The organism is Streptomyces sp. NPDC048277 (genome assembly GCF_040652235.1).
Lineage (GTDB): Bacteria > Actinomycetota > Actinomycetes > Streptomycetales > Streptomycetaceae > Streptomyces.
Window position 1 is genome coordinate 383,302 of the sequence record NZ_JBEZLQ010000001.1, and the last position, 25,337, is coordinate 408,638.

Sequence of the window (25,337 nt, forward strand, 5' to 3'; positions counted from 1 at the left end):
TCGCCTCCTCCTCAGTACTTCCGGCTCAGTACTTCTGGCTCAGTACTTCCGGCCCGCCAGCGCGGGCGCCCCGTGCCGCGGCCCGTACGGCGCGTGCTCCAGCCAGGATCCGCAGGACGGCAGGACCGGCGCCAGCGCGGCGGCGGCGCGCTGCCGCAGCCGTACGATCCGGCGCCGGGGCCGCAGATGGTCCAGGGCGACCCCGGCCGCCTCGCTGTTGAACAGGCCCGCGGCCCGCCGTACCTCGGCGAAGTCGGCCACCGCCCCGGTCGCCACCGCCTCCGCGGCGGCCGCCGCGACCGCGTCCGCCGCCGCCGCCGCGTCGGCGATCCCGCTGTTCATGCCCCGCGCCCCGAACGGCGGGAAGAGGTGCGCGGCCTCCCCGACCAGCAGCACCCGCTGGTGCGGGTCGGTGAAGGAGGCCGCGACCTTGCGCAGGAAGCGGTACGTCGACACCCACAGGATCCGGTCCGCGTAGTCTCCGTGCCCCTCGCCCACCACCCCGGGCAGCCAGCGGCGTACGGCCTCCTCCGTGCCGTACTCCTCCGCCCGGTCCCCGGCATGGCACTGCAGGTCCACCTGGAAACCCCCGGTGAACGGCACCCGCATCACACTGCGGCCGCCGACCCCCGGGTGCTCGTAGTGGAAGACCCGCTCCAGCGGCAGCTCCTCGCCGGGCCGGTCGGCCACGTCCACGACCACGTGGAAGCCCTCGCCGTGCGTGCCCTCCATGGGGATGCCGAGCCCGGCCCGTACGGCGGAGCGGGCGCCGTCCGCCGCGATCACGTACCCGGACGTCCACTGCCGGCCGTCCGTGCACAGCAGCGAGACGTCCTCGGCGGTCGTGCGGACGTGCGTCACCCGCGCGTCCCACACGAACTCCACGCCCGCCTTCTCGCACGCGGCCCGCAGGAAGCGCTCGGTGTCCACCTGGCGCAGGCTGGTGAAGGGCGGCCGGCCGGAAGGAGGCGGGAAGGTGCGGGAGTACACCTCCCGCCCCCGGTACAGGGTGCGCCGGGTGTGCCAGGTCCGCCCGTACGAGGTGATCTCCTCGGCCAGCCCCGGCCGCATGGCGTCGAGCAGCGCGAGGGTCTCGCGGTGCACGAACAGGGCGCGGCTGCCCGGCCGTACACGGTCCTCGGGGTCCGCCTCCAGGACCACCACCGGCAGCTCGTGCGCGCGCAGCGCGAGGGCCGCCGACAGGCCCACCGGACCGGCGCCGACCACGACGACCGGGGCGCCGACCCGTGTCACGCGCGCACACCCTCCGCCAGCATCCGGGTGATCTCCACCCGCTTCACCTTCCAGGTCGCCGTCATCGGCAGCTCCTCGAACTTCCACTGCCGGGGCTCGGCCATCGCGGGCAGGTCGGCGGTCGCCTCCCGCCAGCGCTCCGGGTCCAGCGGCCGTTCGCCCCGGACGCACACCACCGGGACCGGCTCCCGGTCCGCGCCCGGCACGATGACGACCTCACGCAGCTCCTCCAGCCGGTCCATGAGGACGTCCTCGACCTCCAGATTGCTGTGCACGGAGTCGATCTGGTCGATCTCCCGGTCGATCAGGTGCAGCGCGCCCAGCCGGCTCCGGTAGCCCATGTCGCCCATCTGCCACCACTCGCCGTCCAGCTGGCGCTCGTACTGCTCGCGGGCGCCGAGGTAGGTGAGGATGCGGCCGCGGGTGCGGGCCTCGATCCGGCCGGGTGTCCCGGGCGCGACCGGCTGCCCGTCGGGGCCGGTGACCCGGACGCGGGTGAAGCCCGGTATCCCGATCCCGACCCGCCGCCCGTCCGCACGGGCCACGCTCCGCCGGGTGAACCACTGGAAGGCGACCGGCCCCGTCTCGCTCTGCCCGTACAGCTGGATCAGCCAGGGGGTACGGCGCTTCGAGGCGCCCAGCAGCCGTCGTACCGTGCGCGGGTGGATCGCGTCGAACGTCGAGCCGTACGACTTGACCCGCGACAGCGGGGCACCGGGCGCGTCCGCCAGTTCCTCCCACAGCACGAAGGTGTTGGGGTGGGTCTCGACGATGCCGGGGCGGTGCCGGGCCAGCATCGGGCCGACCTTCGCCGGGTCCGGGTCGGTGATCAGGAGCAGCGGGCTGCCGAAGTGCAGCAGGACGCCGAGCAGATGGTAGAAGCGCGAGTGCACGAACGACATGTGCAGCGCGGCGACCTCGCCACGGGTGGGCCAGCCCATCGCCTGCTGCGGGACCAGCCGGTTCCACATGGTCTGGGGGCAGTGCACGGCGAGTTTGGGGACGCCGGTGGTGCCGGAGCTGTGGGTGATGAGGGCGGGTTCGCGGGGGTGCAGCCGGATCGGCGCCGGGACCTCGGCACCGGCGTGCTCGGCCAGGGACACCATGCCGGGCACGGTGTCGACGGTGAGGGTCTGCCGGACCAGCCCGGCCACGTCCAGGCCCTTGAGTTTCGCCGCGTCCGTGACCAGCCACGGCTGCCGGAGCCTGGGCAGCATCTTGCCGACCACCTCGCCGGCCAGTGCGGGGGAGAACAGCACGGGTACCGCGCCGATCCGGGAGATCGCGCAGGTCAGCAGGACGATGTCGACGTTGTCCGTCTTGTGTACGACGACCTGCTCGGCGGGCCGTACCCCGGCCGCCCACAGCCGCGCCGACAACTCGTCGACCGCGTCGGCCAGTTCGCCGTAGCTGAGGTGGACGCCGAGGTCGGGGTGGGTGTCCAGGGGCCGGTCCAGGGTGACGAACACCCCGCCGTGCCGGTCGGCCGCCCGCCGGAACAGCGGGCCCAGGTAGAACCCGCGCTCACCGATGAGGGACTCCTGCATGGGACGTTCCTTTCAGACAGGTCGTTCGTTCCGGCACGGTCACCAGGCGCCCTGGCGGACCAGATGGCGGCGGAGCTTCCCGGTCGGGGTGCGGGGCAGGGAGGGGAGGACGCTGACGCTGCGCGGGACCTTGAAGGCGGCCAGCCGCTCCCGGGCCAGCCGCAGCAGCTCCTCCTGGAGCCCCTCCGGCGCCGGGGTGACGGCGGGCACGACGAAGGCGCGGAGCCGGCCGGTGACCACGGCCACCGCCACCTCCCGCACCGCCGGGTGGGTGCGCAGCACGGCCTCCACCTCCAGCGGGGAGACGGTGATCCCGCCGACCATCTCCATGTCGTCGGAGCGGCCCAGGTGGCGGTAGGCGCCGTCGGGTTCGCGGACCGCCCGGTCATGGGTGTTCAGCCAGCCGCCGACCAGGGTGCGCGCGGTCTCCTCGGGCCGGCCGAGATAGCCGGGCGTCACCGTCGGCCCGCGCACCCACAGCTCGCCCTCGTGGCCGTCCGGCACCGGCCGTCCGTCGCGGTCGCGCAGCTCCACCTCGAACCCGGGCACCGGACGGCCCACGGTGCCCGGGTGGTCGTGGTCCAGGCTGTTGGCGCAGAAGGCGTGCCCGGCTTCGGTGGAGCCGATCTGCTCCAGGACCGGCGCGCCCAGCAGCTCCGTGACCCGGTCGCCCAGCCCGGCCGGCAGCCCCTCGCCGGCCGACACGGCGGCCCGTACGGAGGCGAAGCAGGTCTGGTGCTGCCCGGTGCCCCGGTCGGCGACCAGCGCCGCGTACGCGGACGGCACCGAGTACAGCAGGGTCACCCGGTGCCGGGCGACCAGCTCGTCCACCGCGGCCGGGGCCGGGCGCCGGTCCACCAGGACGGCGCTGGACCCCGAGAAGAGCGGGAAGACGAAGGCGTTCCCGAAGCCGTAGGCGAAGTACAGCTTGGACACCGACAGGGTCACGTCGTCCGGGGCGATGCCGAGCAGCCGCCGTCCGATGAGGTCGTGGTAGGCGGCCGGGTGGGCGTGGGTGTGCACGACACCCTTGGGCCGGCCCGTCGTCCCCGAGGTGTACTGCACATACAGCGGGCCGTCCGCGTCGACCGGGTGGACGGGCGCCGGGTCGGCGGCGGGGGCCAGCGCGAGCAGCTGGTCGGCGCCGAGACGGGGGCGGCCGGTGAAACGATCCTCCGCGCCCGGTCCGGTCAGGCAGAGCACGGCCTCGGTGTCGGCGGCCATGAACGCGTGGTCGGCGGCGGGCAGTTCGGGGTTGACCAGCACGGCGACGGCCCCGAGCCGGGCGACCGCGAGAAAGGCCACCACCCAGGCGATCCCGTCCGGCAGCGCCAGCACCACCCGGTCGCCGGGCCCGACCCCGTGTGCGGCGAGGACACCGGCGGCCCGGGCCCCGAGCTCGTGCACCTCGCCGTGGGTCCAGGCGCGGTGCCCCTGGTGGAAGGCGGGGCGGCCGGCCCAGCCCTGCCGCTCGGCGAGGTCGGCCAGGTGGCCGGCGAGGTTGACGGTGTCCGTACGGGTGCCCGTCCGGGGGTTCGTCCGGGGGGTCGCGCGCGGGTCCGACTGGGCGTCCGGCCGGGCGTCGGCGTTCGTGCGGGCGTCGGCGTTCGCGCGGGCGTCCGTGCGGGACAGCGGCAGCGTCATCGGGCGGCCTCCTCCACGGCGTCCGCCGTGGCCTCCGTGTGCTCCCGCAGCGCCCGCATCTGCGCGGCCGTCTTCAGCAGCATCTCGTCGTACTCGGCGGCCGGGTCGGAGTCCAGGACGATCGCCCCGCCCGCGCCCAGCTGCATCCGGTCGCCGGTGATCACGGCCGTGCGGATCACGATGTTGAGGTCCGCGCCGCCGCTGCACCCGAGGTAGCCGAGCGCCCCCGAGTACACGCCCCGGGCCTCGGTCTCCAGGCTGTCGATGATCTCCATCGTGCGCAGCTTCGGGGCGCCGGTCATCGACCCGCCCGGGAAGCAGGCGCGCACGCAGTCCACCGCGTCCGTGTCCGCGCGCAGCCGTCCGGTCACCGTGGACACCAGCTGGTGCACGGTCGCGTACGACTCGGTGGCCATCAGCCGCGGGACGCGGACGGTTCCGGTACGGCAGACCCGGCCCAGGTCGTTGCGGAGCAGGTCGACGATCATCAGGTTCTCGGCGCGCGTCTTGGCGTCCGCCGCGAGCGCGTCCCGCAGCCGGTCGTCCTCGAAGGGGGTCGCCCCGCGCGGTGCGGTGCCCTTGATGGGCTTGGCCTCGGCCACCCCGTCCCGGGTGATCCGCAGGAACCGCTCCGGTGAGGAACCGGCCACGTCCAGGTCGCCGAAGCGCAGCATGGCCCCGTACGGCGCCGGGTTGACGCGGCGCAGCTCCCGGTAGAAGGCGTAGGGGTCGGCCGGGGCGGGCAGCCGGGCCGCGTCGGTCAGACAGACCTCGTAGCTGGTGCCGGCCCGCAGCTCCCGTTGGCAGGCCTCGATGTCCGCGAGGTAGGTTGCCCGGTCCCGCACCAGCCAGGGTTCGGCGGCCTCCAGGTCCGGCGCCTCGGCGGCGGGCGGGGCGGGCCGGGGAGCGTCCGGGGCGAGGAAGGTGAGCTGGGCCAGGGTGGCCTCCAGCCACTCCCCGGCCTCCCGGGCGGCCCGCGGGGTGTCCTCCGCCAGGCAGACCGCGTAGGTGACGTCCTCCTCGTGGTCCACGGCGATCAGCCGGTCCGCGAACAGCCAGCAGGCGTCCGGGGTGTCGGCGCGGTGCCGGTTCGGGGAGCCGCAGTCGGCCTTGAGCTCGTAGCCGAAGTAGCCGACATAGCCGCCGGTGAAGTCGAAGGGCAGCCCGTCGGCGTCCACCCGGCGGCTGGTCAACTGCCGCTTCAGATAGTCGAAGACGCTCGCGGACACCTTGCGCGGCGGCCGTCCGGCCCGCTCGATCACACAGCGCCCGGCCGTGACGTCGTACCGCACGAACTCGGCGAGCGGACCGCTGTCGTCACCCAGGAAGGAGAAGCGCGACCGCCCCCGCTCGACGAGCGAACTGTCCAGCCAGAACGACCGGGGCGAGGCGGCGAAGAGACGGGAGAAGGCCGCCTCCGTGTCGACGGCACCGGAGATCTGACGGGTGTGCAGCCGGTAGACGGGGCGGGGCCGGTCCCCCTGCCGGGGGTGATCCGCCGACCGGGGGGCATCTCCTTGCCGGGGGCGCGGGATGGCTGCCGCGGGGGCGGTAAGGGGGGCGGCGGGGGTGGACCCGGGGGTGCCGGATGCGGCGGGTGTGGCGGGTTCGGCCCCGAGCGTGCCGGCTACGGCGGGTGCGGTGGAGGCGGACCCGGGTGTGCTGGCCGCGGCGGGTGCGGTCGGGACGAACCCGGGGGCGCCGGATGCGGCAGGGGCGGTGGGCACGGGCCCAGGCGTGCCGGGCGCGGCCCCGGACATGCCGGGCGCGGCCCCGGACGTGCTGGGTGCGGCCGATGCGGTGGCTGCGGAGCCGCGTGGTGCGGTTGCGGACCTGGGGCGCGGGATCACCGCCACCGTCGGCGGGACCGCGGTGTTCTTGGTGCGGGCTCTGCGGGCCCGCCGGGCCGTGAGGTTGCGGAAGTTGACCAACATCCGGTGGCCGTACTCGGTCAGCACCGACTCGGGGTGGAACTGCACGCCCCACAGCGGACGCTGACGGTGGCGCAGGCCCATCAGGACGCCGTCCTCGGCCCAGGCGGTGGCCTCCAGGGTGGCGGGCAGCGGCTCGTGCACGGCGAGGGAGTGGTAGCGCACGGCCGTGAAGTCCTGGGTCAGCCCCTCGAACAGGTCCCGCCCGTCGTGCCGGACTCTGGTCAGATGCCCGTGCCTCGGCTGCGGGGCGGGCGCCACCCGGGCCTTCTCGCCGAGCGCGATGCCCTGGTGGCCGAGGCAGACGCCGAGCACGGGGATCGTGGACTCGGCGATCACCCGGGCGCTGATGCCGAAGTCACGGCTGTTTCCCGGATGGCCGGGCCCCGGGGACACCACCACGTTGTCGAACTCCGCGAGTAAGGGGAGACCGGCGGGTGTGCCGCCCCCCTCGTCATTGCGGATCACCACCGGTTCCTCGCCGTTGACCTCGGCGATCAGCTGGAACAGGTTGTAGGTGTACGAGTCGTAATTGTCGATGAGCAGGGTCTTCACCCGCCCACCTCCCTTGGGTCGTTCCCGGGCCTATGCGGCCCGTCGTTTGTGCCGCCCGCGCAGTGCCTGCAGCGGCGGGTACAGCCATTTCTTGAAGAAACGCTGGAGTCGCGGCATGAGAATCCAGGTGACAAGCGCGGTCACACAGAGGCAGAGCACCAGGGTGCGAATGAGCGGATTCAGGCCACCGAGATGGGGAATCACGATGATATTGAAGAGCAGAACCGGTGGGAAAACCGCGCTCATGTTGATGAACCACAGTTTCCATTTCGCCGGAGGGGTGGGCGGCGGAGGCGGCGGAGTCGGCCCGGCCAGCGAGTCGAACCACACCTTCGAGCCGCGCACGCTACGGCGGCCGGTGGGCCGGGCGATGCCGTTCGTCCGGGTCTCCCACTCTCCGCGATCCAGGGAGTTCTCCCAGGCCAGCGCCGAGTCCTCGGTGGCGAAGCGATACACGACATGCCATTCCGCCTCCTGGTCGACAAGGACGCCACCGCCGAGGAACCCCGGCTGACGGGCGCTCGCGCCCAGCATGGCCCACCCCCAGGAGTGGAAGTCGGCCTCGCGACCCGGCAACACGTGATAGGCCACGGTGACGGTGACGGGATTACTGGTCACGGTGTCCTTTACGGAATGGACACACATGGCGTTCAAAGGTTCAACGAGATTTTTTGACGCCCGCAACGTGTCCGGAACGTAACTTTTTATAGCGCTTTCTATGGGCTTGGCGTCTTCTGTCGTCGACTACTTCGGGTAACTCTCGTGGAATTCCGGAAAGTGCTTGCCCGGTGCTCGTGAAAGTTGCACGATCGCCGTCCCGGAACAAAGGAGAGCCGTCGTGTCGAGGTACGTCTGGAATCTGTCCGAAGATGGCCGCGAGGCAATTGATCAGGCGCGTTCGGTGATCGAATCCGCGCGAAAAGAAGTGACCGCCCACCCGCTTTACCGGCGGATATCCGACCGGGATCGCCTGGCGACGTTCATGACCCACCACGTCTTCGCCGTCTGGGACTTCATGTCCCTGCTCAAGTCGCTCCAGCGGGAGCTGACCTGTGTCGACGTGCCCTGGGTGCCCCGCGGCTCCGCGGTCGCGCGCCGGCTGATCAACGACATCGTGCTGGTCGAGGAGAGCGACGCGCTGAACGGCGGCTTCACCAGCCACTTCGAGCTCTACCGCGCGGCCATGACCGAGGCGTCGGCCGACACCGCCCCCGTCGACACCTTCGTCGCGCTGGTCGCCGAGGGCCACGATGTTCAGGCCGCCCTGCGCGTGGCCCAGGTCCCGGCCCCCGCCGCCGAGTTCGTGCGCACGACCTTCGAGATCATCGCCGACCGCCCGCTGCACTGCCGGGCCGCCGCGTTCGCCTTCTCCCGCGAGGACCTGATCCCGGACATGTTCGACCAGGTCGTCAAGGAGGAGGGCACCGACCGCTTCCCGCTCTTCCGTGACTACCTCGCCCGCCATATCGAGGTCGACGGCGAGGAGCACACCCCCATGGCCCTCCAGATGGTCGCCGACCTGTGCGGCACCGACGAACAGCGCTGGCACGAGGCCGTCGAGACCGTCCTCGTCGCCCTGGAGGCCAGGTCCCGCCTCTGGGACGGGATCACGGACGCGATGGGCTGACCGGTTCCGCCGCCTCGGGGTCGGCGCCCTCCGTGTCCGGCGCCTCCCCGAACCGGGCCAGGGCCAGCGCCCCCGCCACGGCCACCGTGAACCCGAGCACCCCGAGCCAGGCCAGGCCCTCCCGGGTGCGGTCCCCGAGCCACACCACCCCCACCGCCGCCGGGCCGATCGTCTCGCCGATCACCATGCCGGCCGTCGCCGTGGTCACCGAGCCGCGCTGCAGGGCCGAGGTCAGCAGCATGAAGGCGCCGCCGCCACCGATCAGCAGGGCGTACGTCGCGGGGTTGGCCAGCAGCCCGGCCGGCCGCAGGGTGTCGATCAGCCGGACCGACACCTCCACCACCCCGAACCCGAACCCGGCGCCGAGCCCGAGGACCAGCGCCCGCCACCGCCCGGACAGCCGCCCGCCGACCAGCCCGAGCAGCAGCACCCCCACCGCGATCGCGAGCATCACGTACGTCAGCGCGTCGGTCCCCGCCCGGTTCCCCTCCGGCCCCGACGCCAGCCCCAGCATCGCGAGCCCCGCGCACACCACCCCCACCGCGGCCCACTCGGTGCCGCTCAGCCGTACCCGCAGCAGCCGCGCCGCGACCACCGCCGTCACCGCGAGGGACGACGCCAGGGCCGCGCTCACGGCGTAGATGGGAATCGACCGCAACGCGAGGATCTGGAACACGAACCCGAGACCGTCCAGCCCCAGCCCGACGATGTACCGCCACTGCCGCACGGCCCGCAGCAGCAGCGCGGCCTCCCCGCCCGCGCCGTCACCGGCCGCCCGCGCGGCCACCGCCTGCAGGACCGTCGCCGTACCGAAGCAGATCGCGGCCGCGAGGGCGCACACCATTCCAAAGAGCACAAAGGGACTCTAGGGGAGGGGAGCAAAGGCCGGTCGGCGGAAAAGTAAGAAGCGGGCCCGGGGTGATCGACCCCCGGACCCGTTCCTCCCTTTCGCCCCGTACGTCAGCTGGCGCCGGCCAGCCAGGCGGTGGCGTTGAGGGCGAGGGCGGCGTTGGTGGCGCCGCTGTCGTTCCAGCCGTCGTACAGCTTGTTGCCGGACTGGCCGGTGCCGTCGTCGATGGGCGAGCTGTCGCCCCAGAACGCGATCCGGCCGCTGCCGTACGTCGACGTCAGGAAGAAGGCGCCGGTGTTCCCGGAGTAACCGCTGCGGTACACCAGCCCCTTCACGTTCGCGTTGTCGGCGGGCGTGAGGGTGGCCGTCGTGCCGTCGGCGATCAGGCTCTTGGTGACCGTGCCGAAGCCGCCGTGCAGCACCGCGTTGCTGCTGTCGCTGATGGCCTTCGGGTAGCCGGAGCTGATGTCCAGCGAGTCGATGGAGAACCCGAACGGGTCGTTGCTGTCCACGCTGTTGTTGGTCATCAGGTCGTTGAGGATCTCGACCGCGTCGTAGCCGTCGTTGTTGCGGTCGGCCCCGCTGTGGTCGGAGATCATGAACAGCCCGCCGCCGGCCTTCACGAACTTCATGATCGCCGTCTTCTCGGCGGTCGTGAACTTGGTGTTGGGCTCGGGCAGCACCAGCGCGTCGAACTTCGACAGGTCGGTCGACGACGAACCGCCGTACGTCAGCGCGCTGGTGGCGGTCTTCAGGCTGTAGTCGCCGGTCTGCTGGAGCGCGACGCCCCAGGACGACAGCGCCCCGGTCCAGTCCGTCTCACTCGACGGGGAGGAGTCCTCGCCGAGCGGGTCGGGCTTGCTGGTGGAGATGATCCAGTCCGCGTTGCCGGCCTCCTCGGCGTGGCCGTCGTCGAACAGGACGTTGTAGGTGGTGGCCGCGTGGGCGGGGGTCGCGGCGGTGGTGGCCTGGACGGCGGCACCGGTGGCGAGCAGGCCGAACACGGCGGCGGCCGTGGTGAGTTTGCGGCGCGAGGCGGCGAAGCCGGGCATCTGTCATTCCTCCGTCGGTGGGGGGATGGAGAGAGGGATGGCGGTGCGGGTACGGGTGCTGATGGTGGTGCTGCGGCGGTCGTTCTGCGCGCGTAGAGTCGAAGTTGATCGTTCACATACGGGCAGGCTGGACGGTACCCGCGGGGCGCGGAGCACCGACAGGATCTCCGGTGGCTTCACATGATTTTCTTACCTGTACATGACAATTCAGGGCTGGCCGAAACCATTCGTCTAAGCTGTCTCCGAAGATCACACGGGGGGAGCACGAACATGGCGGACGCGCGCCGGCAACTGCGCTCGGGCACGGTCGTCCTCGGCGGTATGGGCCTCCTGGCCGCCGCCCTGACCGCCTGCTCCTCCGACCCCGACAGGCGCTGCGTCGACCGCGGCAGCTACACCGCGGGCAAGGGCTACCGGGTCGTCACCGACAAGAACTGCACCGCCACCAAGAGCACCGTGAACGCGGACTACTACTACGGCGGCAAGAAGCGCAGCGGCTGGGTCAAGGGCGGTTCGTTCAGCGAGTCCGGCGGGGGCTCGGGCGGTTCGTCGAGCGACGGCCACAGCGTCCACCGCGGCGGCTTCGGCAGCGGTCACGGCAGCTCCGGCGGCTGACCGGTTCCATGTGCCGCCGTACGACCGACCCCCGCCCCGGCTGGCAGCGGACCGTCGAGGATCAGGGCCTGATCTACCCCCTCACCCGCCACCCCGACGGCGTCCTGCGCCCGTACTGGGACGAGAGCGCGTACTACGTCTTCACCCTGGAGGAGGTGGAGGCGCTGGAGGAGGCCGTCGAGGAACTGCACACGATGTGCCTGGCGGCGGCCGGCCACATCGTGGCGAAGGACCGTTTCACCGACCTCGGCATCACGGACCCGCGCGTGGTGGCCGCCGTGACCGAGGCCTGGCGGCGCCGCTCCGAACTCCCCTCCCTCTACGGCCGTTTCGACCTCCGCTACGACGGCACGGGCCCGGCGAAACTCCTGGAGTACAACGCCGACACCCCCACCTCCCTGGTGGAGGCGGCCTCGGCCCAGTGGTTCTGGATGGCGGACCGCTTCCCGGGCGCCGACCAGTGGAACAGCCTCCACGAACGCCTGGTGGCCGCCTGGCGGAAGCAGTCCCGCCTCCTCCCGCCGGACGCCCCCCTCTACTTCGCCCACTCCTCCGCCGACGAACTCGGTGAGGACCTGATGACGGTCGCGTACCTGAAGGAGACGGCCGAACAGGCGGGCCTGGACACCGACTGGATCTCCATGGAGGAGATCGGCTGGGACACCCTCTCCGGCCGCTTCGTCGACAACCGGCTCCGGTTCATCCGCGCCTGCTTCAAGCTCTATCCGTGGGAATGGCTCACGACCGACGCCTTCGCGGACCACGCCCTCGCCACCCTGGACAACGGCGGCGGCACCGGCACGACGATGTGGATCGAGCCGGCCTGGAAGATGCTCCTGAGCAACAAGGCACTGCTGGCGATCCTCTGGGAGCTGTTCCCAGGACACCCGAACCTGCTCCCGGCGTACGTGGACGGGCCCAGGGAACTGGCCGCCACGACGGGTTACGTCAGCAAGCCCCTGCTGGGCCGGGAGGGCGCGGGCGTGGTCGTGCACGAGCCCGGCCGCCCTCCCGTCGTACGCGAAGAGCCCTGCTGCTACCAGCAGTTGGCCCCGCTGCCCGACTTCGACGGCAACCATGTGGTGCTGGGTGCGTGGGTCGTCGGGGAGGAGGCCGCGGGCCTGGGCATAAGGGAGTCGCAGGGTCTGGTGACGGACGACTACGCCCGCTTCCTGCCCCACGTGATCCTTTAGCGCCCCTCAAGGGGCGCGGGGAACTGCGCGACAAGCCACGACGGACCGGTACTCGCGATCAAACCCTCAGCGGCACCCCATCAGGCGCTCAAAACCTCCCACAACTGCTCGATCCCCCACTCCAGATCCTCCTCCTCGATGGTCAACGGCGGAGCCACCCGCACCGTCGCCCCATGCGTGTCCTTCACCAGCACCCCCCGCTCCAGCAGCCGCTCCGAGACCGCCCGTCCCGACCCCACCGCCGGATCCACGTCCACCCCCGCCCACAGCCCCCGCCCCCGCACGGCCGTCACCCGCCCGCTGCCCGCGAGCTCCGCCAGCCGCCGATGCAGCACCTCGCCCAGCACGGCCGCCCGCTCCTGGAACTCCCCGGTGCGCAGCATCGCGATCACCTCCAGGCCCACCGCGCAGGCCAGCGGATTCCCGCCGAAGGTGGACCCGTGCTCGCCGGGCCGGAACACGCCGAGCACCTCCGCACTGGCCACCACCGCCGACACCGGCAGCACCCCACCCCCCAGCGCCTTCCCGAGGACGTACACATCCGGTACGACCCCCTCGTGCTCGCAGGCGAACGTCCGTCCGGTCCGCCCGAGCCCCGACTGGATCTCGTCGGCGACGAACAGCACGTTGCGCTCCCGGGTCAGCTCCCGCACCGCCGGCAGATAACCGGCCGGCGGCACGATCACCCCCGACTCGCCCTGGATCGGTTCCAGCAGCACGGCGACCGTGTTCTCGGTCACCGCCGCCCGCATCGCGGTCAGGTCCCCGTACGGCACGATCTCGAAGCCGGGCGTGTACGGCCCGAAGTCCGCCCGCGCCTCCGGATCGGTCGAGAAACTGATCACGGTCGTCGTACGCCCGTGGAAGTTCCCGCTCGCGACCACCACCTTCGCCATCTCCGCGGGCACGTGCTTGACCCGGTACCCCCACTTCCGCGCGGTCTTCACGGCGGTCTCCACCGCCTCGACCCCCGTGTTCATCGGCAGTACCATCTCCATCCCGCACAGCTCCGCCAGCTCCGTGCAGAACGCGGCGAACCGGTCGTGGTGGAAGGCCCGGGACGTCAGCGTCACCCGCTCCAGCTGGGCCTTCGCCGCCGCGACCAGGCGAGGGTGGCCGTGCCCGAAGTTCAGCGCCGAGTAGCCCGCCAGGAAATCCAGGTACCGGCGCCCCTCGACGTCCGTCATCCAGGCCCCGTCCGCCGTCGCGATCACCACCGGCAGCGGGTGGTAGTTGTGCGCGCTGTGCGCGTCGGCGGCGGCGATGAGGGCTTCCGTAGTGGTCACGGCGACTCCAGAGAACGCGGCGAGATGATCCCTTTAATACCGTCTGTCCGTGCCCGACTGGTGGACGCCACGGCCCCCGGGCCCGGCGTGCCCGGTAATGTGATCGGCGGGCCGTGACTGGCGCGCTGGGATGGGACCGACCATCAGGGAGCGGCTCGTGTGTGATCGAGTGCCGTGCGCCTGGGCCGAACCGTGAATGCCGAACGCCATGTCCGGAGGTCCCGAATGTCCGACCAGTCCGCACCCCTGTCCACCGAGTCCACCGCGTACCGCGCCGCCCTCGACGTGATCCGCGCGGTCGAGCCGCGCGTCGCCGACGCCATCGGCCAGGAGGTCGCCGACCAGCGCGAGATGCTCAAGCTGATCGCCTCCGAGAACTACGCCTCCCCGGCGACCCTGCTCGCGATGGGCAACTGGTTCAGCGACAAGTACGCCGAGGGCACCATCGGCCGCCGCTTCTACGCCGGCTGCCGCAACGTCGACACCGTCGAGGGCCTCGCCGCCGAGCACGCCCGCGAGCTGTTCGGCGCCCGGCACGCCTATGTCCAGCCGCACTCCGGCATCGACGCCAACCTGGTCGCCTTCTGGGCCGTCCTCGCCGACCGCGTCGAGGTCCCCTTCCTGGCGAAGACCGGCGCCCGCCAGGTCAACGACCTCTCCGAGGCCGACTGGGCCGAGCTGCGCCAGGCCTTCGGCAACCAGCGGATGCTCGGCATGTCCCTGGACGCCGGCGGCCACCTCACCCACGGCTTCCGCCCGAACATCTCCGGCAAGATGTTCGACCAACGGTCGTACGGCACCGACCCGGCCACCGGGCTCATCGACTACGACGCGCTGCGCGCCCAGGCCCGCGAGTTCAAGCCGCTGATCGTCGTCGCCGGCTACTCCGCGTACCCCCGGCTGGTGAACTTCCGGATCATGCGCGAGATCGCCGACGAGGTCGGCGCGACCCTCATGGTCGACATGGCGCACTTCGCCGGTCTGGTCGCCGGCAAGGTCCTGACCGGCGACTTCGACCCGGTCCCGCACGCCCAGATCGTGACCACGACCACCCACAAGTCGCTGCGCGGCCCGCGCGGCGGCATGGTCCTGTGCGACGACTCCCTCAAGGACCAGGTCGACCGCGGCTGCCCGATGGTCCTCGGCGGCCCGCTCCCGCACGTCATGGCGGCCAAGGCCGTCGCCCTGGCCGAGGCCCGGCAGCCCGCCTTCCAGGACTACGCCCAGCGCATCGTCGACAACTCGCGCGCGCTGGCCGAGGGCCTGATGCGCCGGGGCGCCACGCTGGTGACGGGCGGCACGGACAACCACCTCAACCTGATCGACGTCGAGTCCTCCTACGGTCTCACCGGCCGCCAGGCCGAGACCGCCCTCCTCGACTCCGGCATCGTCACCAACCGCAACGCGATCCCGGCCGACCCGAACGGCGCCTGGTACACCTCCGGCATCCGCATCGGCACCCCGGCGCTGACCACGCGCGGCCTGGGCACGGCGGAGATGGACGAGGTCGCGGGCCTGATCGACCGCGTCCTGACCGCGACGGAGCCGGGCACGACGAAGTCGGGAGCGCCGAGCAAGGCGTCGCACGTCCTGGACGAGAAGGTGTCCACGGAGATCGCCCAGCGCGCGACGGACCTGGTCGCCGGCTTCCCCCTGTACCCGGAGATCGACCTGGGCTGAGCCGGCCTGCTTTTAGGGGCGCGGGGCCGCATTCATTTGCGGCTCCGCCGCAGGGCGCGACCGGCCCCCACCGGCCCGCGGTTTCCCACGCACCGAAACCACCCGAGCTCTCTGAGACAATGGTGAGCATGGCCTCTGATCGACCCCGCGTGCTCTCCGGCATCCAGCCCACCGCCGGCTCGTTCCACCTGGGCAACTACCTCGGCGCCGTCCGCCAGTGGGTAGCCCTCCAGGATTCCCACGACGCCTTTTACATGGTCGTCGACCTGCACGCGATCACGATCCCGCAGGACCCCGCCGACCTGCGCGCCAACACCCGGCTCGCCGCCGCGCAGCTGCTCGCCGCCGGCCTGGACCCGGACCGCTGCACCCTCTTCGTGCAGAGCCACGTCCCCGAGCACGCCCAGCTCGCCTGGGTCATGAACTGCCTGACCGGCTTCGGCGAGGCCAGCCGGATGACCCAGTTCAAGGACAAGGCGGCCAAGCAGGGCGCGGACCGCGCGAGCGTCGGCCTGTTCACGTACCCGATCCTCCAGGTCGCCGACATCCTGCTCTACCAGGCCCACGAGGTCCCCGTCGGCGAGGACCAGCGCCAGCACGTCGAGCTCACCCGTGACCTCGCCGAGCGCTTCAACGGCCGCTTCGGCGAGACCTTCACCATCCCGAAGCCGTACATCCTCAAGGAGACGGCGAAGATCTACGACCTCCAGGACCCGTCGATCAAGATGAGCAAGTCGGCGCCCACGCCGAAGGGCCTCATCAACCTGCTCGACGACCCGAAGGCGACGGCGAAGAAGGTCAAGAGCGCGGTCACCGACACGGACACCGTGATCCGCTACGACGCCGAGCACAAGCCGGGTGTCAGCAACCTCCTCACCATCTACTCCACCCTCACCGGCAAGACGGTCGCCGAGCTGGAGCAGGAGTACGAGGGCAAGATGTACGGCGCGCTCAAGACCGACCTCGCCGAGGTCATGGTCGAGTTCGTGACCCCGTTCCGCGAGCGCACCCAGCAGTACCTGGACGACTCCGAGACGCTCGACTCGATCCTGGCCAAGGGCGCGGAGAAGGCCCGTGCCGTCGCCGCGGAGACGCTGGCCCAGGCCTACGACCGGGTGGGCTTTCTGCCCGCCAAGCACTGAGCGAAGCACCTGACGCACCGGGCGAGGCGCAGGGGGCGCTCGGGGCGCTCAGGGGGTCGCGCGGGAGCGCTGCACATCACTTCGGCCACGGCTGCCCGGAAGGCGGCCGTGGCCGTACAGTCGATAGCCGGACGGCCGGGTACGAACCCGACACGCGTCCGACCACCACGACCGACGGGAGATGACGTGGGGACCGTAACGATCGGCGTGTCGATCGCGGTCCCGGAGCCTCACGGCAGCCTGCTCCAGGAGCGGCGCGCGGGCTTCGGCGACGCCGCGGCCTACGGCATCCCCACGCACGTCACGCTGCTCCCCCCTACGGAGATCGCCGACATCGAGCTGCCGGCCGTGCAGGCGCATCTCGGTGAAGTGGCCGCCGTGGGGCGGCCGTTCCCGATGCGGCTGTCTGGTACGGGTACGTTCCGGCCGCTGTCGCCGGTGGTGTACGTCCGGGTCGTCCAGGGCGTGGACGACTGCGCGTGGCTTCAGTCGCGGGTGCGGGATGCGTCGGGGCCGCTCGACCGGGAGCTGCAGTTCCCGTACCACCCGCATGTGACCGTTGCCCATGGGATCGACGAGGCGGCGATGGACCGGGCGTTCGTCGAGCTGGCGGACTTCGAGGCCGAGTGGCCCTGCACCGGGTTCGCGCTGCACGAGCAGGGGCTCGACGGCGTGTGGCGCAAGCTGCACGAGTACAGGTTCGCCGGCTCTGTCGTGCCTCCTCAGGTGGGGCATGTGGAGCGGGGGACCATCGCCAGTCGGTAGCCTGCCGGCCGGTGGGGGCTGGTCGCGCAGTTCCTCCCCCAGCCTTCGGCCGGGGGGACCCCCAGCGCCCCTGAGGGGCGCGTTGCAGCCGGGCGGAATCAGATCGGCAAGCGTCGGAACACCGACCGTGGCGCGTGCCTGAGCGCTGACATCACCACTCTCAGTGCCCCCGGTACCCACACCACCTCCGAGCGCCTGCGCAGCCCCGCCTCGATCGCCGTCGCCACCGCCTCCGGTGTCGTGGCCAGGGGGGCCTCCTCCAGGCCCTGTGTCATCTTCGACCGTACGAACCCCGGCCGTACGACCATCACGTGCACGCCCGTCCCGTGCAGCGCGTCGCCCAGGCCCTGGGCGAAGGCGTCGAGGCCCGCCTTGCTGGAGCCGTAGATGAAGTTGGAGCGCCTGGCCCGTTCCCCGGCGACCGAGGACAGGACCACCAGCGAGCCGTGGCCCTGGGCCTGCAGGGCCCGCGCGCTGACCAGGCCCGCCGAGACCGCGCCGGTGTAGTTGGTCTGGGCGACCCGGACCGCGTTCACCGGCTCGCGTTCGTCCGTCGCCTGGTCGCCGAGGATGCCGAAGGCGAGCAGGACCATGTCGATGTCGCCGTTGGCGAAGATCTTGTCGAGGGTCGTCTCGTGGGACGCGGGGTCCAGCGCGTCGAAGGGGATCGTGTGGACGTCGGGGCCGAGGGCGCGCAGGTGCTCGGCCGCCCGGTCGAGCGCGGGGGAGGGGCGGCCCGCCAGCCAGACCGTGCGGGTGCGGCGGGCGATCAGCCGGCGCGCGGTGGCCAGCGCGATCTCGGACGTACCGCCGAGGACGAGCAGGGACTGGGGCATTCCGAAGGCGTCCTTCACGACAGCTCCTGAAGACGGGGGGCTAGAGACCGAGACGGCGGGACAGGTCGGAGACGAACACCCCGCGGGGGTCCAACCGCGCGCGCAGGGCGCGGAATTCGGGGAGTCGTGGGTACATCGCGGCGAGGAGTTCCGGGCGCAGCCGGGAGTCCTTGGCGAGGTAGACACGGCCGCCGGCGGCCGCGACCTCCTCGTCCAGTTCGTCCAGGAAGGGCGCGAGGCCGGGAAGGGCGGCCGGGATGTCGAGGGCGAGGGTCCAGCCGGGCACGGGGAAGGAGAGCCAGCCGGGGTCGGCGTCGCCGAAGCGTTTGAGGACGGCCAGGAAGGACGGGCAGCGGCGCTCGGAGATCCGGGTCACGATCCGGCGCAGGACGTCCTCCCGGCCGTGTCCGACGGCGAACTGGTACTGGACGAAGCCGCCCCGGCCGTAGACGCGGTTCCAGTGCGGGACGCCGTCCAGGGGGTGGAAGAAGGTGGAGATGCGCTGGAGCTGGCCGGTACGCGCGCGTGGCGCCCTGCGGTACCAGAGTTCGTTGAAGAGGCCGACGCTGGTGCGGCCGAGGAGGCCCTCGGGGACGAAGGCGGGGGCGGCCGGAAGCTGACGGGGACGGAAGGCAAGGGGTGCGCGCCCGGCGCGCGTGCTCTCGCCGAGCGCCTCCAGGGGCGCGTGGTCGCCCCGGGTGAGCACCGCGCGCCCGGTCGCCGCCCCGCGCGCCAGCAGGTCGATCCAGGCGACGGAGTAGCGGTAGCGGTGGTCGGTGGCGGTGAGGCGGGCCATCAGGTCGTCGAGGTCGGCGGCGCGTTCGGTGTCGACGGACATGTACGACGTCTCGACGGGGAGGAGGCGGACGGTCGCCGTGAGGATCACTCCGGTCAGACCCATGCCGCCGGCCGTCGCGTCGAACAGCGGGGTGTCGCGGCTCACCGTACGGACCTGGCCGTCGGCGGTGAGGAGTTCGAAGGACAGCACGTGACGGGAGAAGGATCCCGAGACATGGTGGTTCTTGCCGTGGATGTCGGCGCCGATCGCGCCGCCCACCGTCACCTGCCGGGTCCCCGGGGTCACCGGGACGAACCAGCCGAGCGGCAGCAGCACCTCCATCAGGCGGTGCAGCGAGACGCCCGCGTCGCACAGGACCGTGCCGCCGTCCGCGTCGATGGCGTGGATGCGGTCGAGGCCCGTCATGTCCAGCACGGCACCGCCGGCGTTCTGCGCCGCGTCCCCGTACGCCCGCCCCAGCCCCCGCGCGATACCGCCGCGCGCTCCGCAGGTCCGGATCGCGTTCGCCGCCTCCTGGTAGGTCCGGGGACGGATCAGGCGGGCGGCGGTGGGGGCGGTGCGGCCCCAGCCGGTGACGGAAGCGGTGTCTCCAGACATACGGCGACCGTAACGCCCGTTATGGGTAATTCGCGGGCAATTGGCGCTGTCGGTCGCCGGGGGTCGCCTGACTCCCCGAAACGGGTGATTATCGGAATGTCGCTCAATATGGTCGTAGCTTCGGCGGGGTGAAGGTGAACAGTGAGTCCAATGGACGACATGGACCACCGGATCCTCTACGCGGCGCACGCCTGGGGTGCCGATCCACGCGTCGCGTCGGCCGCGCGCGGTCTCTCCCTCGCCGGTGAACACGGCGCGCTCTGGCTCGCGGCGGGCCTCGCCGGAGCCGCCGCGGACGGCGCGCGGCGCGGCGCCTGGCTGCGCGGCACGGCGCTCGTCGCGGGCGCGCACCTCGGCAGTATGGCCGTCAAACGGATCGTGCGCCGTCCGCGCCCCACGCAAGTCCCGCCCCTGGTGCGCACCGCGGGCCGGCACTCCTTCCCCAGCTCGCACGCCACCTCCGCCGCGGCCGCCGCCGTCGCCTTCGGGGCGCTCGGCGTATCCGCGTGCACACCCGTCGCGGCCGCCATGTGCCTCGCCCGGCTGGTCGTCGGCGTGCACTGGCCCACGGACGTGGCGGCGGGCGCGGCCCTCGGGGCGCTCACCGCGCGTGCCGGGGCGCGCTGGGTGAGCGGGGGAGCGCCGGGCACCTCGTACGCGGGGAGGCCCGCGTGACCGAGACTGCCCACGCGGCCGGCGAAGCGGTTGCTGAAACGACTCTGCACGAGCAGCGCGGCCACCTCGCCCGGCCGCACGGACCGGCATGCGCGCGTGTCACCCCCGGCGGACTCCTCACGGGCCTGCTGCGGACCACCCGCCCCAAGCAGTGGGTCAAGAACACCCTGGTCATCGCCGCCCCGGCCGCCGCCGGCCAGCTGTTCTCCCTGCACGCGCTGTTCCGTCTCACCGTGACCTTCGCCCTGTTCACGGCCTGTGCCGCCGCCGTCTACCTGATCAACGACGCCCGCGACGCCGAGGCCGACCGCGCCCACCCCGTCAAGTGCCGCCGTCCGGTCGCCGCCGGCCAGGTCCCGGTCCCCGTCGCCTACGCCGCCGGAGGCGTCCTGGCGGCCCTGGGACCGCTGCTCGCGGCCTGGCTGACCCCGCCGCTCGTGCCGGCCCTGCTGATCGCCTACCTGGGCATGCAACTGGCGTACTGCGTCGCCCTGAAGCACGTCCTGGTCGTCGACCTCGTCGTCGTCACCACCGGCTTCCTGATGCGGGCGGCGATCGGCGGGGTCGCGCTCGGCATCCCGCTGTCCCGCTGGTTCCTGATCACCACCGGCTTCGGCGCGCTCTTCATGGTGTCGGCCAAGCGCTACTCCGAGGCCGTCCAGATGGCCGGAAAAGCGGGCGCCACGCGCGCGTTGCTCACCGAGTACACCACCGGCTACCTCCGCTTCGTCTGGCAGCTCGCGGCCGGAGTCGCCGTCCTCGCCTACTGCCTGTGGGCGCTGGAGGGACACGGCACGGGACCCGGCACCGGGCACGGCACCGGGCACGGGGACGGCCTGCTGCCCTGGCGTCAGCTGTCCATGGTCGCCTTCATCCTGGCGATCCTGCGGTACGCCGTCTTCGCCGACCGGGGCACCGCCGGCGAACCCGAGGACGTCGTCCTGCGCGACCGCGCCCTCGCCCTGATCGGCCTGGCCTGGCTGGCGATGTACGGCCTCGCGGTGGCCCACTGGTGAGCACGGACCGGCGCGAGCTGATCGGCTTCGCCGCCGCCGGCCTGCTCGCCTACGCCGTCGACCTCGCCCTCTTCACGAGCCTGCGCGGCCCGGCCGCCCTCGACCCGCTCACCGCCAAGTCCCTGTCCTTCGTGGCGGGCTGCACGGTCGCCTACCTCGGCAACGCGCGCGGCACCTACCGCCACGCGCGCGCAACCGGAGTGCGCCCCTACGCCGTCTTCGTCGCCGTGAACCTCGCCGGCGCCCTCGTCCAGATGCTCTGCCTCGCCGTCAGCCACTACGGACTCGGCCTCACCTCGCAGCGCGCCGACACCGTCTCCGGCGCGGTCGTCGGCATGGCGCTCGCCACAGTCCTGCGTTTCTGGGGTACCCGGACATTGGTCTTCCGCGCAGGGGGCAGAGTCGGATCATGGACTGGCTGAGAAAACTCCCCGTCGTCGGCCCGCTCGTACGCTGGCTGATGACCACGCACGCGTGGCGGTCGTACGAACGCCTCGACCGGGTGAAGTGGAGCCGGTTGGCCGCCGCGATGACGTTCATCAGCTTCATCGCGCTGTTCCCGCTGCTGACGCTGGGAGCCGTGATCGCCGCGGCCACGCTGAGCGAGTCGCAGCAGCACAGCCTCCAGGACAAGATCGCCGACCAGGTGCCCGGCATCTCCAACCAGCTGGACATCAACTCCCTGGTCCACAACGCCGGCACCGTCGGTCTCATCGCCGGTGCCGTCCTGCTGTTCACCGGCATCAACTGGGTCGGCCAGATGCGGGACTGCCTGCGCGCGGTGTGGGAGCTGCCCGACAAGGACGAGAACCCGATCCTCGCCAAGGCGGTGGACGCCGGCATCCTGATCGGCTTCGGCGGCGCGGTGCTCGCTACGATCGCCGTGTCCACGATCGCCTCGGCGGCGGTCGGCTGGACGTCCCGGCAGCTCGGCCTCGCCGAACACGGCTGGGGCACCCTGCTGCTGCGGATCGCCGCGTTCACCGTCGCCGTGACCGCCGACTTCCTGCTCCTGCTCTACGTCCTCACGCTGCTGCCCGGAGTCGAACCGCCGCGCCGCCGCCTGCTGGTCGGGGCCCTGATCGGCGCGGTCGGCTTCGAACTCCTCAAGCTGCTGCTCAGCGGCTACATCCAGGGCGTCGCCACGAAGAGCATGTACGGCGCGTTCGGCGTCCCGGTGGCCCTGCTGCTGTGGATCAACTTCACGGCGAGACTCGTCCTGTTCTGTGCCGCCTGGACGGCGGAGGAGAGCGGCCGGGAGGCGTTCAGGGGCGAGTCCGTCGGCGCACCAGATCCGGCAGTGGCCAACGGCGGTTGACCAGGAAGGCGGCGCCCGCGAGCAGCACCAGTACCCCGGCCGTGACGGCCAGCGCCACCCCGACCCCGCCGGAACCGTTGGCGGAGGCCGCGGCCACCGGCTTCGACCCGGTGGTCTTCCCGGCACCGGCCGCTGTCGCCGAGGCGCTCGCCACCGGCCGGCCACTGGAGCCCACCGCCCCCTTGGGCGGCACCAGCTCACCCACCGGGGTCACCTTGCCGGCCGCCTGGAAACCCCAGTCGAACAGCTTGGCGGTCTCCTTGTAGACCTCGTTGTGCTCCTTCTTCTCCGGGTTCATCACCGTGACCAGCAGCACCTTGCCGCCCCGCTCGGCGACCCCGGTGAAGGTGGCGCCGGCGTTGGTGGTGTTGCCGTTCTTCACCCCCGCGATGCCCGGATAGACCGACACGTCGGTGTCGCCGCTCAGCAGCCGGTTGGTGTTCTGGATCTCGAAGGTGCCCCGCGCCGACTGGCCCTTGGCGTTCTTCGTCGTGTCACCCGGGAACTTGGCCCGCACGGTCGAGCAGTACTCCCGGAAGTCCTTCTTCTGCAGCCCGGAACGGGCGAACAGCGACAGGTCGTACGCCGACGACACCTGCCCCGCCTCGTCGTACCCGTCCGGGGTGACCACGTGCGTGTCCAGCGCCTGGAGTTCGTCGGCATGGTCCTGCATGTCCTTGACGGTCTGCTCGACACCGCCGTTCATCGCGGACAGCACGTGCACGGCGTCGTTTCCGGAGCGCAGGAAGACCCCGAGCCACAGATCCCGCACCGTGTACGTCTGGCCCTCCTTTATCCCGACCATGCTGGAACCGGCGCCCATGCCCGCGAGGTCGGTCGGCACCACCTTGTGCGGGGTCGACTTCGGGAACCGGGGCAGCACGGTGTCCGCGAACAGCATCTTCAGGGTGCTGGCCGGGGGCAGCCGCCAGTGCGCGTTGTGCGCGGCGAGCACCTCGCCCGACTCGGCGTCGGAGACGATCCAGGAACGCGCGGTGACGTCCTTCGGCAGCACCGGCACCCCGGCGGTCAGGTTCACCTGGGTACCGGACCGGCCCAGCCGGGTCCCGCCGACCGTCGACATGTGCGCCGGCGGGGTGGCCGACGGACTCGTCCTCGGTGTCGGCGCGGCGAGCGCGGCCGGCGCGGTGAGCGACAGGGACAGCAGGGCGGCGGAGGCGACCAGCAGAGATCGGCTGGCGTAGGGCTTCGGTGCGGGCACGGACGAGAACGTACCCGGCACGGAGGGCGAAGTCCCGCCACCCACCCCACCCCGGAATCGGAACCGGACAGCGGACGGCGATACTGAACCCATGAAGCTCAGCCGCCCGGTCTCCTGGTTCCTGCTCGCGTTCGGGGTGTGGAGCTGGTTCATCTGGATCACTTTCGTCAAGAATCTCGTCAAGGACGGCAGCGGACTCGCCTTCGACAACGGCCATCCCACGGCGTACTTCTGGGTCCATCTGACACTGGCCGTCGTTTCCTTCGTATTGGGGACGGTCATCGGGGTCATCGGGTTGCGCGGAGTACGCGCACTGCGCCGTACGTCATAGGGGAGAGGCACCACAGGGTGATCGTCGTCCTCGGGCTCCTCGCCCTGGCCGTGGTGGCGGCCCTGTACTGGTACCTCTGGCGCCGTCTGGTGCGCGACACGACGGCGGGCTGGGCGTGGCCGCGCCGCATCGGGACGGCCGTCTTCGTCATCGGCCCGGTCCTGATGTTCGCGGCGCTCTTCACCGAGGTGGGCCACGCCCCGTTCCCCCTCCAACGCGCACTGGCCTGGCCCGGCTTCCTGTGGATGGTCCTGTCCCTGTACCTGCTGCTGGCGGTGGCGGCGGGGGAGGCGATACGCCCGCTGGTCAGTCGTCTTTCGAAACGCTTCGCTCTCGAACGCCCCGAACCGGAGCGCCCCGAAAGGGGCGCGGGGAACGGCGCGACCAGCCACGACGGCGCGCAACTGTCACCACAGACCGAAGCGCCCCCAAAAGAACTCACCCGCACGCAAAACCCCGCCCCCACCCGCCGCCTCTTCGTCTCCTGCGTGGTCGCCGGCGCAGCCGCCACCGCAGCAACGGCCACCGTCGGCCTCGGCACCTACGGAGTACTCCGCGGCCCCAGCGTGAAACGCGTCACCGTCCCCCTCGCCAAACTCCCCCGCGCCGCCCACGGCTACCGCATCGCCGTCGTCAGCGACATCCACCTGGGCCCCATCCTCGGCCGCGGCTTCGCGCAGCGGGTCGTGGACACGATCAACGCCACCCAGCCCGACCTGATCGCGGTCGTCGGCGACCTCGTGGACGGCAGCGTGAAGGACCTCGGCCCCGCCGCCGCCCCCCTCGCCCAGCTGTCGGCACGCCACGGCGCCTTCTTCGTCACCGGCAACCACGAGTACTTCTCCGGCGCCCGGCAGTGGGTCGAAGAGGTCCGCACCCTGGGCCTGCACCCGCTGGAGAACGCCCGTACCGAAATGGCGTACTTCGACCTCGCCGGAGTGAACGACCTCGCCGGCGAAAGCACCGGCCAGGGCCCGGACTTCGACCGTGCGCTGGCCGGCCGCGACCCGGCCCGCGCCTGCGTGCTCCTCGCACACCAGCCCGTCCAGATCCACGAGGCCGTCCGCCACCACGTCGACCTCCAGCTCTCCGGCCACACCCACGGCGGCCAGCTCTGGCCGGGGAACTTCATCGCGGCCGCGGCCAACCCGACGGTCGCCGGACTGGACCGCTACGGCGACACGCAGCTGTACGTCTCCCGGGGTGCCGGCGCCTGGGGCCCGCCCACCCGGGTGGGCGCCCCGTCGGACATCACGGTCATCGAACTCGCGTCGAAGCGCGCCTGACCGGAACTGCGCCGTTCGCCGCCCGCACTGCCTGTGGACGGGCTGTGAAATCCGGCGGAAACAAGCCCTCGGTAAGTTCTTCCTCATCTAGTCAGATCACTCTTCCCCCACCTTAA

Annotated in this window: 22 protein-coding genes, 1 pseudogene and 1 riboswitch; of the genes and pseudogenes, 12 read left to right on the top strand and 11 right to left on the bottom strand. The window is 71.8% G+C overall.

Features of this window, described 5'->3' with window-relative positions:
- Positions 1-39 precede the first annotated feature (39 nt).
- Genes AB0D85_RS01860 through AB0D85_RS01880 form a run of 5 tightly spaced genes read right to left on the bottom strand, consistent with a single transcriptional unit; the run spans position 40 to position 7,549 of the window.
- Positions 40-1,254, bottom strand: a complete 1,215-nt coding sequence (locus AB0D85_RS01860) for an FAD-dependent monooxygenase (protein WP_362312386.1) — start codon at positions 1,252-1,254, stop codon at positions 40-42.
- A complete protein-coding gene (locus AB0D85_RS01865) occupies positions 1,251-2,801 on the bottom strand; it encodes an AMP-binding protein (RefSeq protein WP_362312388.1) in 1,551 nt (516 codons plus the stop codon). Before AB0D85_RS01865 ends, AB0D85_RS01860 begins: the two co-directional genes overlap by 4 nt.
- A 39-nt stretch (positions 2,802-2,840) precedes the next feature.
- Entirely contained in the window at positions 2,841-4,445 is a 1,605-nt protein-coding gene (locus tag AB0D85_RS01870; RefSeq protein WP_362312390.1) for an AMP-binding protein, read from the bottom strand.
- Positions 4,442-6,931 (bottom strand): aminodeoxychorismate synthase component I, encoded by a 2,490-nt coding sequence (gene pabB / locus AB0D85_RS01875; protein ID WP_362312392.1) that lies wholly within the window; start codon positions 6,929-6,931, stop codon positions 4,442-4,444. Before pabB ends, AB0D85_RS01870 begins: the two co-directional genes overlap by 4 nt.
- Before the next feature lie 30 nt (positions 6,932-6,961).
- Positions 6,962-7,549 carry a hypothetical protein gene (locus AB0D85_RS01880; protein ID WP_362312394.1) on the bottom strand — a complete coding sequence of 196 codons (588 nt, stop codon included), beginning with the start codon at positions 7,547-7,549 and terminating at the stop codon, positions 6,962-6,964.
- 283 nt (positions 7,550-7,832) lie between these two features.
- Between AB0D85_RS01880 and AB0D85_RS01885 the strand changes: the two genes are divergently transcribed.
- Positions 7,833-8,558 (top strand): DUF3050 domain-containing protein, encoded by a 726-nt coding sequence (locus AB0D85_RS01885; RefSeq protein WP_362312396.1) that lies wholly within the window; start codon positions 7,833-7,835, stop codon positions 8,556-8,558.
- Here AB0D85_RS01885 and AB0D85_RS01890 read toward each other — a convergent pair.
- Both AB0D85_RS01890 and AB0D85_RS01895 read right to left on the bottom strand, forming a co-directional pair.
- Positions 8,539-9,402 carry a DMT family transporter gene (locus AB0D85_RS01890; protein ID WP_362313430.1) on the bottom strand — a complete coding sequence of 288 codons (864 nt, stop codon included), beginning with the start codon at positions 9,400-9,402 and terminating at the stop codon, positions 8,539-8,541. The two genes, AB0D85_RS01885 and AB0D85_RS01890, sit on opposite strands and share 20 nt — an antisense overlap.
- Before the next feature lie 119 nt (positions 9,403-9,521).
- Positions 9,522-10,460: pseudogene (locus AB0D85_RS01895) on the bottom strand (hydrolase); the annotation flags it as partial.
- A 270-nt stretch (positions 10,461-10,730) separates the two neighbouring features.
- On the opposite strand from AB0D85_RS01895, the gene AB0D85_RS01900 reads away from it, so the two are divergent.
- On the top strand, positions 10,731-11,075 hold the full coding sequence (locus AB0D85_RS01900) for a hypothetical protein (RefSeq protein ID WP_362312397.1): 345 nt from the start codon (positions 10,731-10,733) through the stop codon (positions 11,073-11,075).
- Positions 11,076-11,083: 8 nt separating this feature from the next.
- Entirely contained in the window at positions 11,084-12,268 is a 1,185-nt protein-coding gene (locus AB0D85_RS01905; RefSeq protein ID WP_362312398.1) for a glutathionylspermidine synthase family protein, read from the top strand.
- An 80-nt stretch (positions 12,269-12,348) separates the two neighbouring features.
- Here AB0D85_RS01905 and rocD read toward each other — a convergent pair whose 3' ends face one another.
- Positions 12,349-13,554 carry an ornithine--oxo-acid transaminase gene (gene rocD / locus AB0D85_RS01910; protein ID WP_362312400.1) on the bottom strand — a complete coding sequence of 402 codons (1,206 nt, stop codon included), beginning with the start codon at positions 13,552-13,554 and terminating at the stop codon, positions 12,349-12,351.
- 103 nt (positions 13,555-13,657) lie between these two features.
- Positions 13,658-13,747, top strand: a riboswitch (ZMP/ZTP riboswitch).
- 32 nt (positions 13,748-13,779) lie between these two features.
- Here rocD and AB0D85_RS01915 point away from each other — a divergent pair.
- From AB0D85_RS01915 to AB0D85_RS01925, 3 genes are all read left to right on the top strand, one after another.
- Complete coding sequence (locus tag AB0D85_RS01915) at positions 13,780-15,234, top strand: glycine hydroxymethyltransferase (RefSeq protein ID WP_362312402.1); 1,455 nt, start codon at positions 13,780-13,782, stop codon at positions 15,232-15,234.
- 128 nt (positions 15,235-15,362) lie between these two features.
- Entirely contained in the window at positions 15,363-16,376 is a 1,014-nt protein-coding gene (gene trpS / locus AB0D85_RS01920; RefSeq protein WP_362312403.1) for a tryptophan--tRNA ligase, read from the top strand.
- A 186-nt stretch (positions 16,377-16,562) separates the two neighbouring features.
- Positions 16,563-17,141 carry a 2'-5' RNA ligase family protein gene (locus tag AB0D85_RS01925; protein ID WP_362312405.1) on the top strand — a complete coding sequence of 193 codons (579 nt, stop codon included), beginning with the start codon at positions 16,563-16,565 and terminating at the stop codon, positions 17,139-17,141.
- 98 nt (positions 17,142-17,239) lie between these two features.
- On the opposite strand, the gene AB0D85_RS01930 is transcribed toward AB0D85_RS01925, so the two are convergent.
- Entirely contained in the window at positions 17,240-17,995 is a 756-nt protein-coding gene (locus AB0D85_RS01930; RefSeq protein WP_362312407.1) for a decaprenylphospho-beta-D-erythro-pentofuranosid-2-ulose 2-reductase, read from the bottom strand.
- Between the two features lie 22 nt (positions 17,996-18,017).
- Positions 18,018-19,373 (bottom strand): FAD-binding oxidoreductase, encoded by a 1,356-nt coding sequence (locus tag AB0D85_RS01935; protein WP_362312409.1) that lies wholly within the window; start codon positions 19,371-19,373, stop codon positions 18,018-18,020.
- A gap of 150 nt (positions 19,374-19,523) precedes the next feature.
- Here AB0D85_RS01935 and AB0D85_RS01940 point away from each other — a divergent pair, with 150 nt between their 5' ends.
- The 4 genes from AB0D85_RS01940 (at position 19,524) to AB0D85_RS01955 (ending at position 22,382) form a co-directional block, all read left to right on the top strand.
- Positions 19,524-20,048 carry a phosphatase PAP2 family protein gene (locus AB0D85_RS01940; RefSeq protein ID WP_362312411.1) on the top strand — a complete coding sequence of 175 codons (525 nt, stop codon included), beginning with the start codon at positions 19,524-19,526 and terminating at the stop codon, positions 20,046-20,048.
- Positions 20,049-20,173: 125 nt separating this feature from the next.
- Positions 20,174-21,064, top strand: coding sequence for a decaprenyl-phosphate phosphoribosyltransferase (locus tag AB0D85_RS01945; protein ID WP_362313433.1), 891 nt, complete (start codon positions 20,174-20,176; stop codon positions 21,062-21,064).
- Positions 21,061-21,486 (top strand): GtrA family protein, encoded by a 426-nt coding sequence (locus tag AB0D85_RS01950; RefSeq protein WP_362312412.1) that lies wholly within the window; start codon positions 21,061-21,063, stop codon positions 21,484-21,486. The genes AB0D85_RS01945 and AB0D85_RS01950 overlap by 4 nt, the downstream gene beginning before the upstream one ends.
- Positions 21,474-22,382: a YihY/virulence factor BrkB family protein gene (locus AB0D85_RS01955; protein WP_362312414.1), complete on the top strand. Its 909-nt coding sequence runs from the start codon at positions 21,474-21,476 to the stop codon at positions 22,380-22,382. The genes AB0D85_RS01950 and AB0D85_RS01955 overlap by 13 nt, the downstream gene beginning before the upstream one ends.
- Here the strand turns inward: AB0D85_RS01955 and AB0D85_RS01960 are convergent.
- Positions 22,330-23,604 (bottom strand): D-alanyl-D-alanine carboxypeptidase, encoded by a 1,275-nt coding sequence (locus AB0D85_RS01960; RefSeq protein WP_362312415.1) that lies wholly within the window; start codon positions 23,602-23,604, stop codon positions 22,330-22,332. The two genes, AB0D85_RS01955 and AB0D85_RS01960, sit on opposite strands and share 53 nt — an antisense overlap.
- A 91-nt stretch (positions 23,605-23,695) precedes the next feature.
- Between AB0D85_RS01960 and AB0D85_RS01965 the strand changes: the two genes are divergently transcribed.
- Positions 23,696-23,935 carry a hypothetical protein gene (locus AB0D85_RS01965; protein ID WP_362312417.1) on the top strand — a complete coding sequence of 80 codons (240 nt, stop codon included), beginning with the start codon at positions 23,696-23,698 and terminating at the stop codon, positions 23,933-23,935.
- 17 nt (positions 23,936-23,952) lie between these two features.
- The gene (locus tag AB0D85_RS01970) at positions 23,953-25,221 is read left to right on the top strand and encodes a metallophosphoesterase (RefSeq protein WP_362312419.1); all 1,269 of its coding nucleotides are present in this window, start codon (positions 23,953-23,955) and stop codon (positions 25,219-25,221) included.
- The last annotated feature ends 116 nt before the right edge of the window (positions 25,222-25,337 follow it).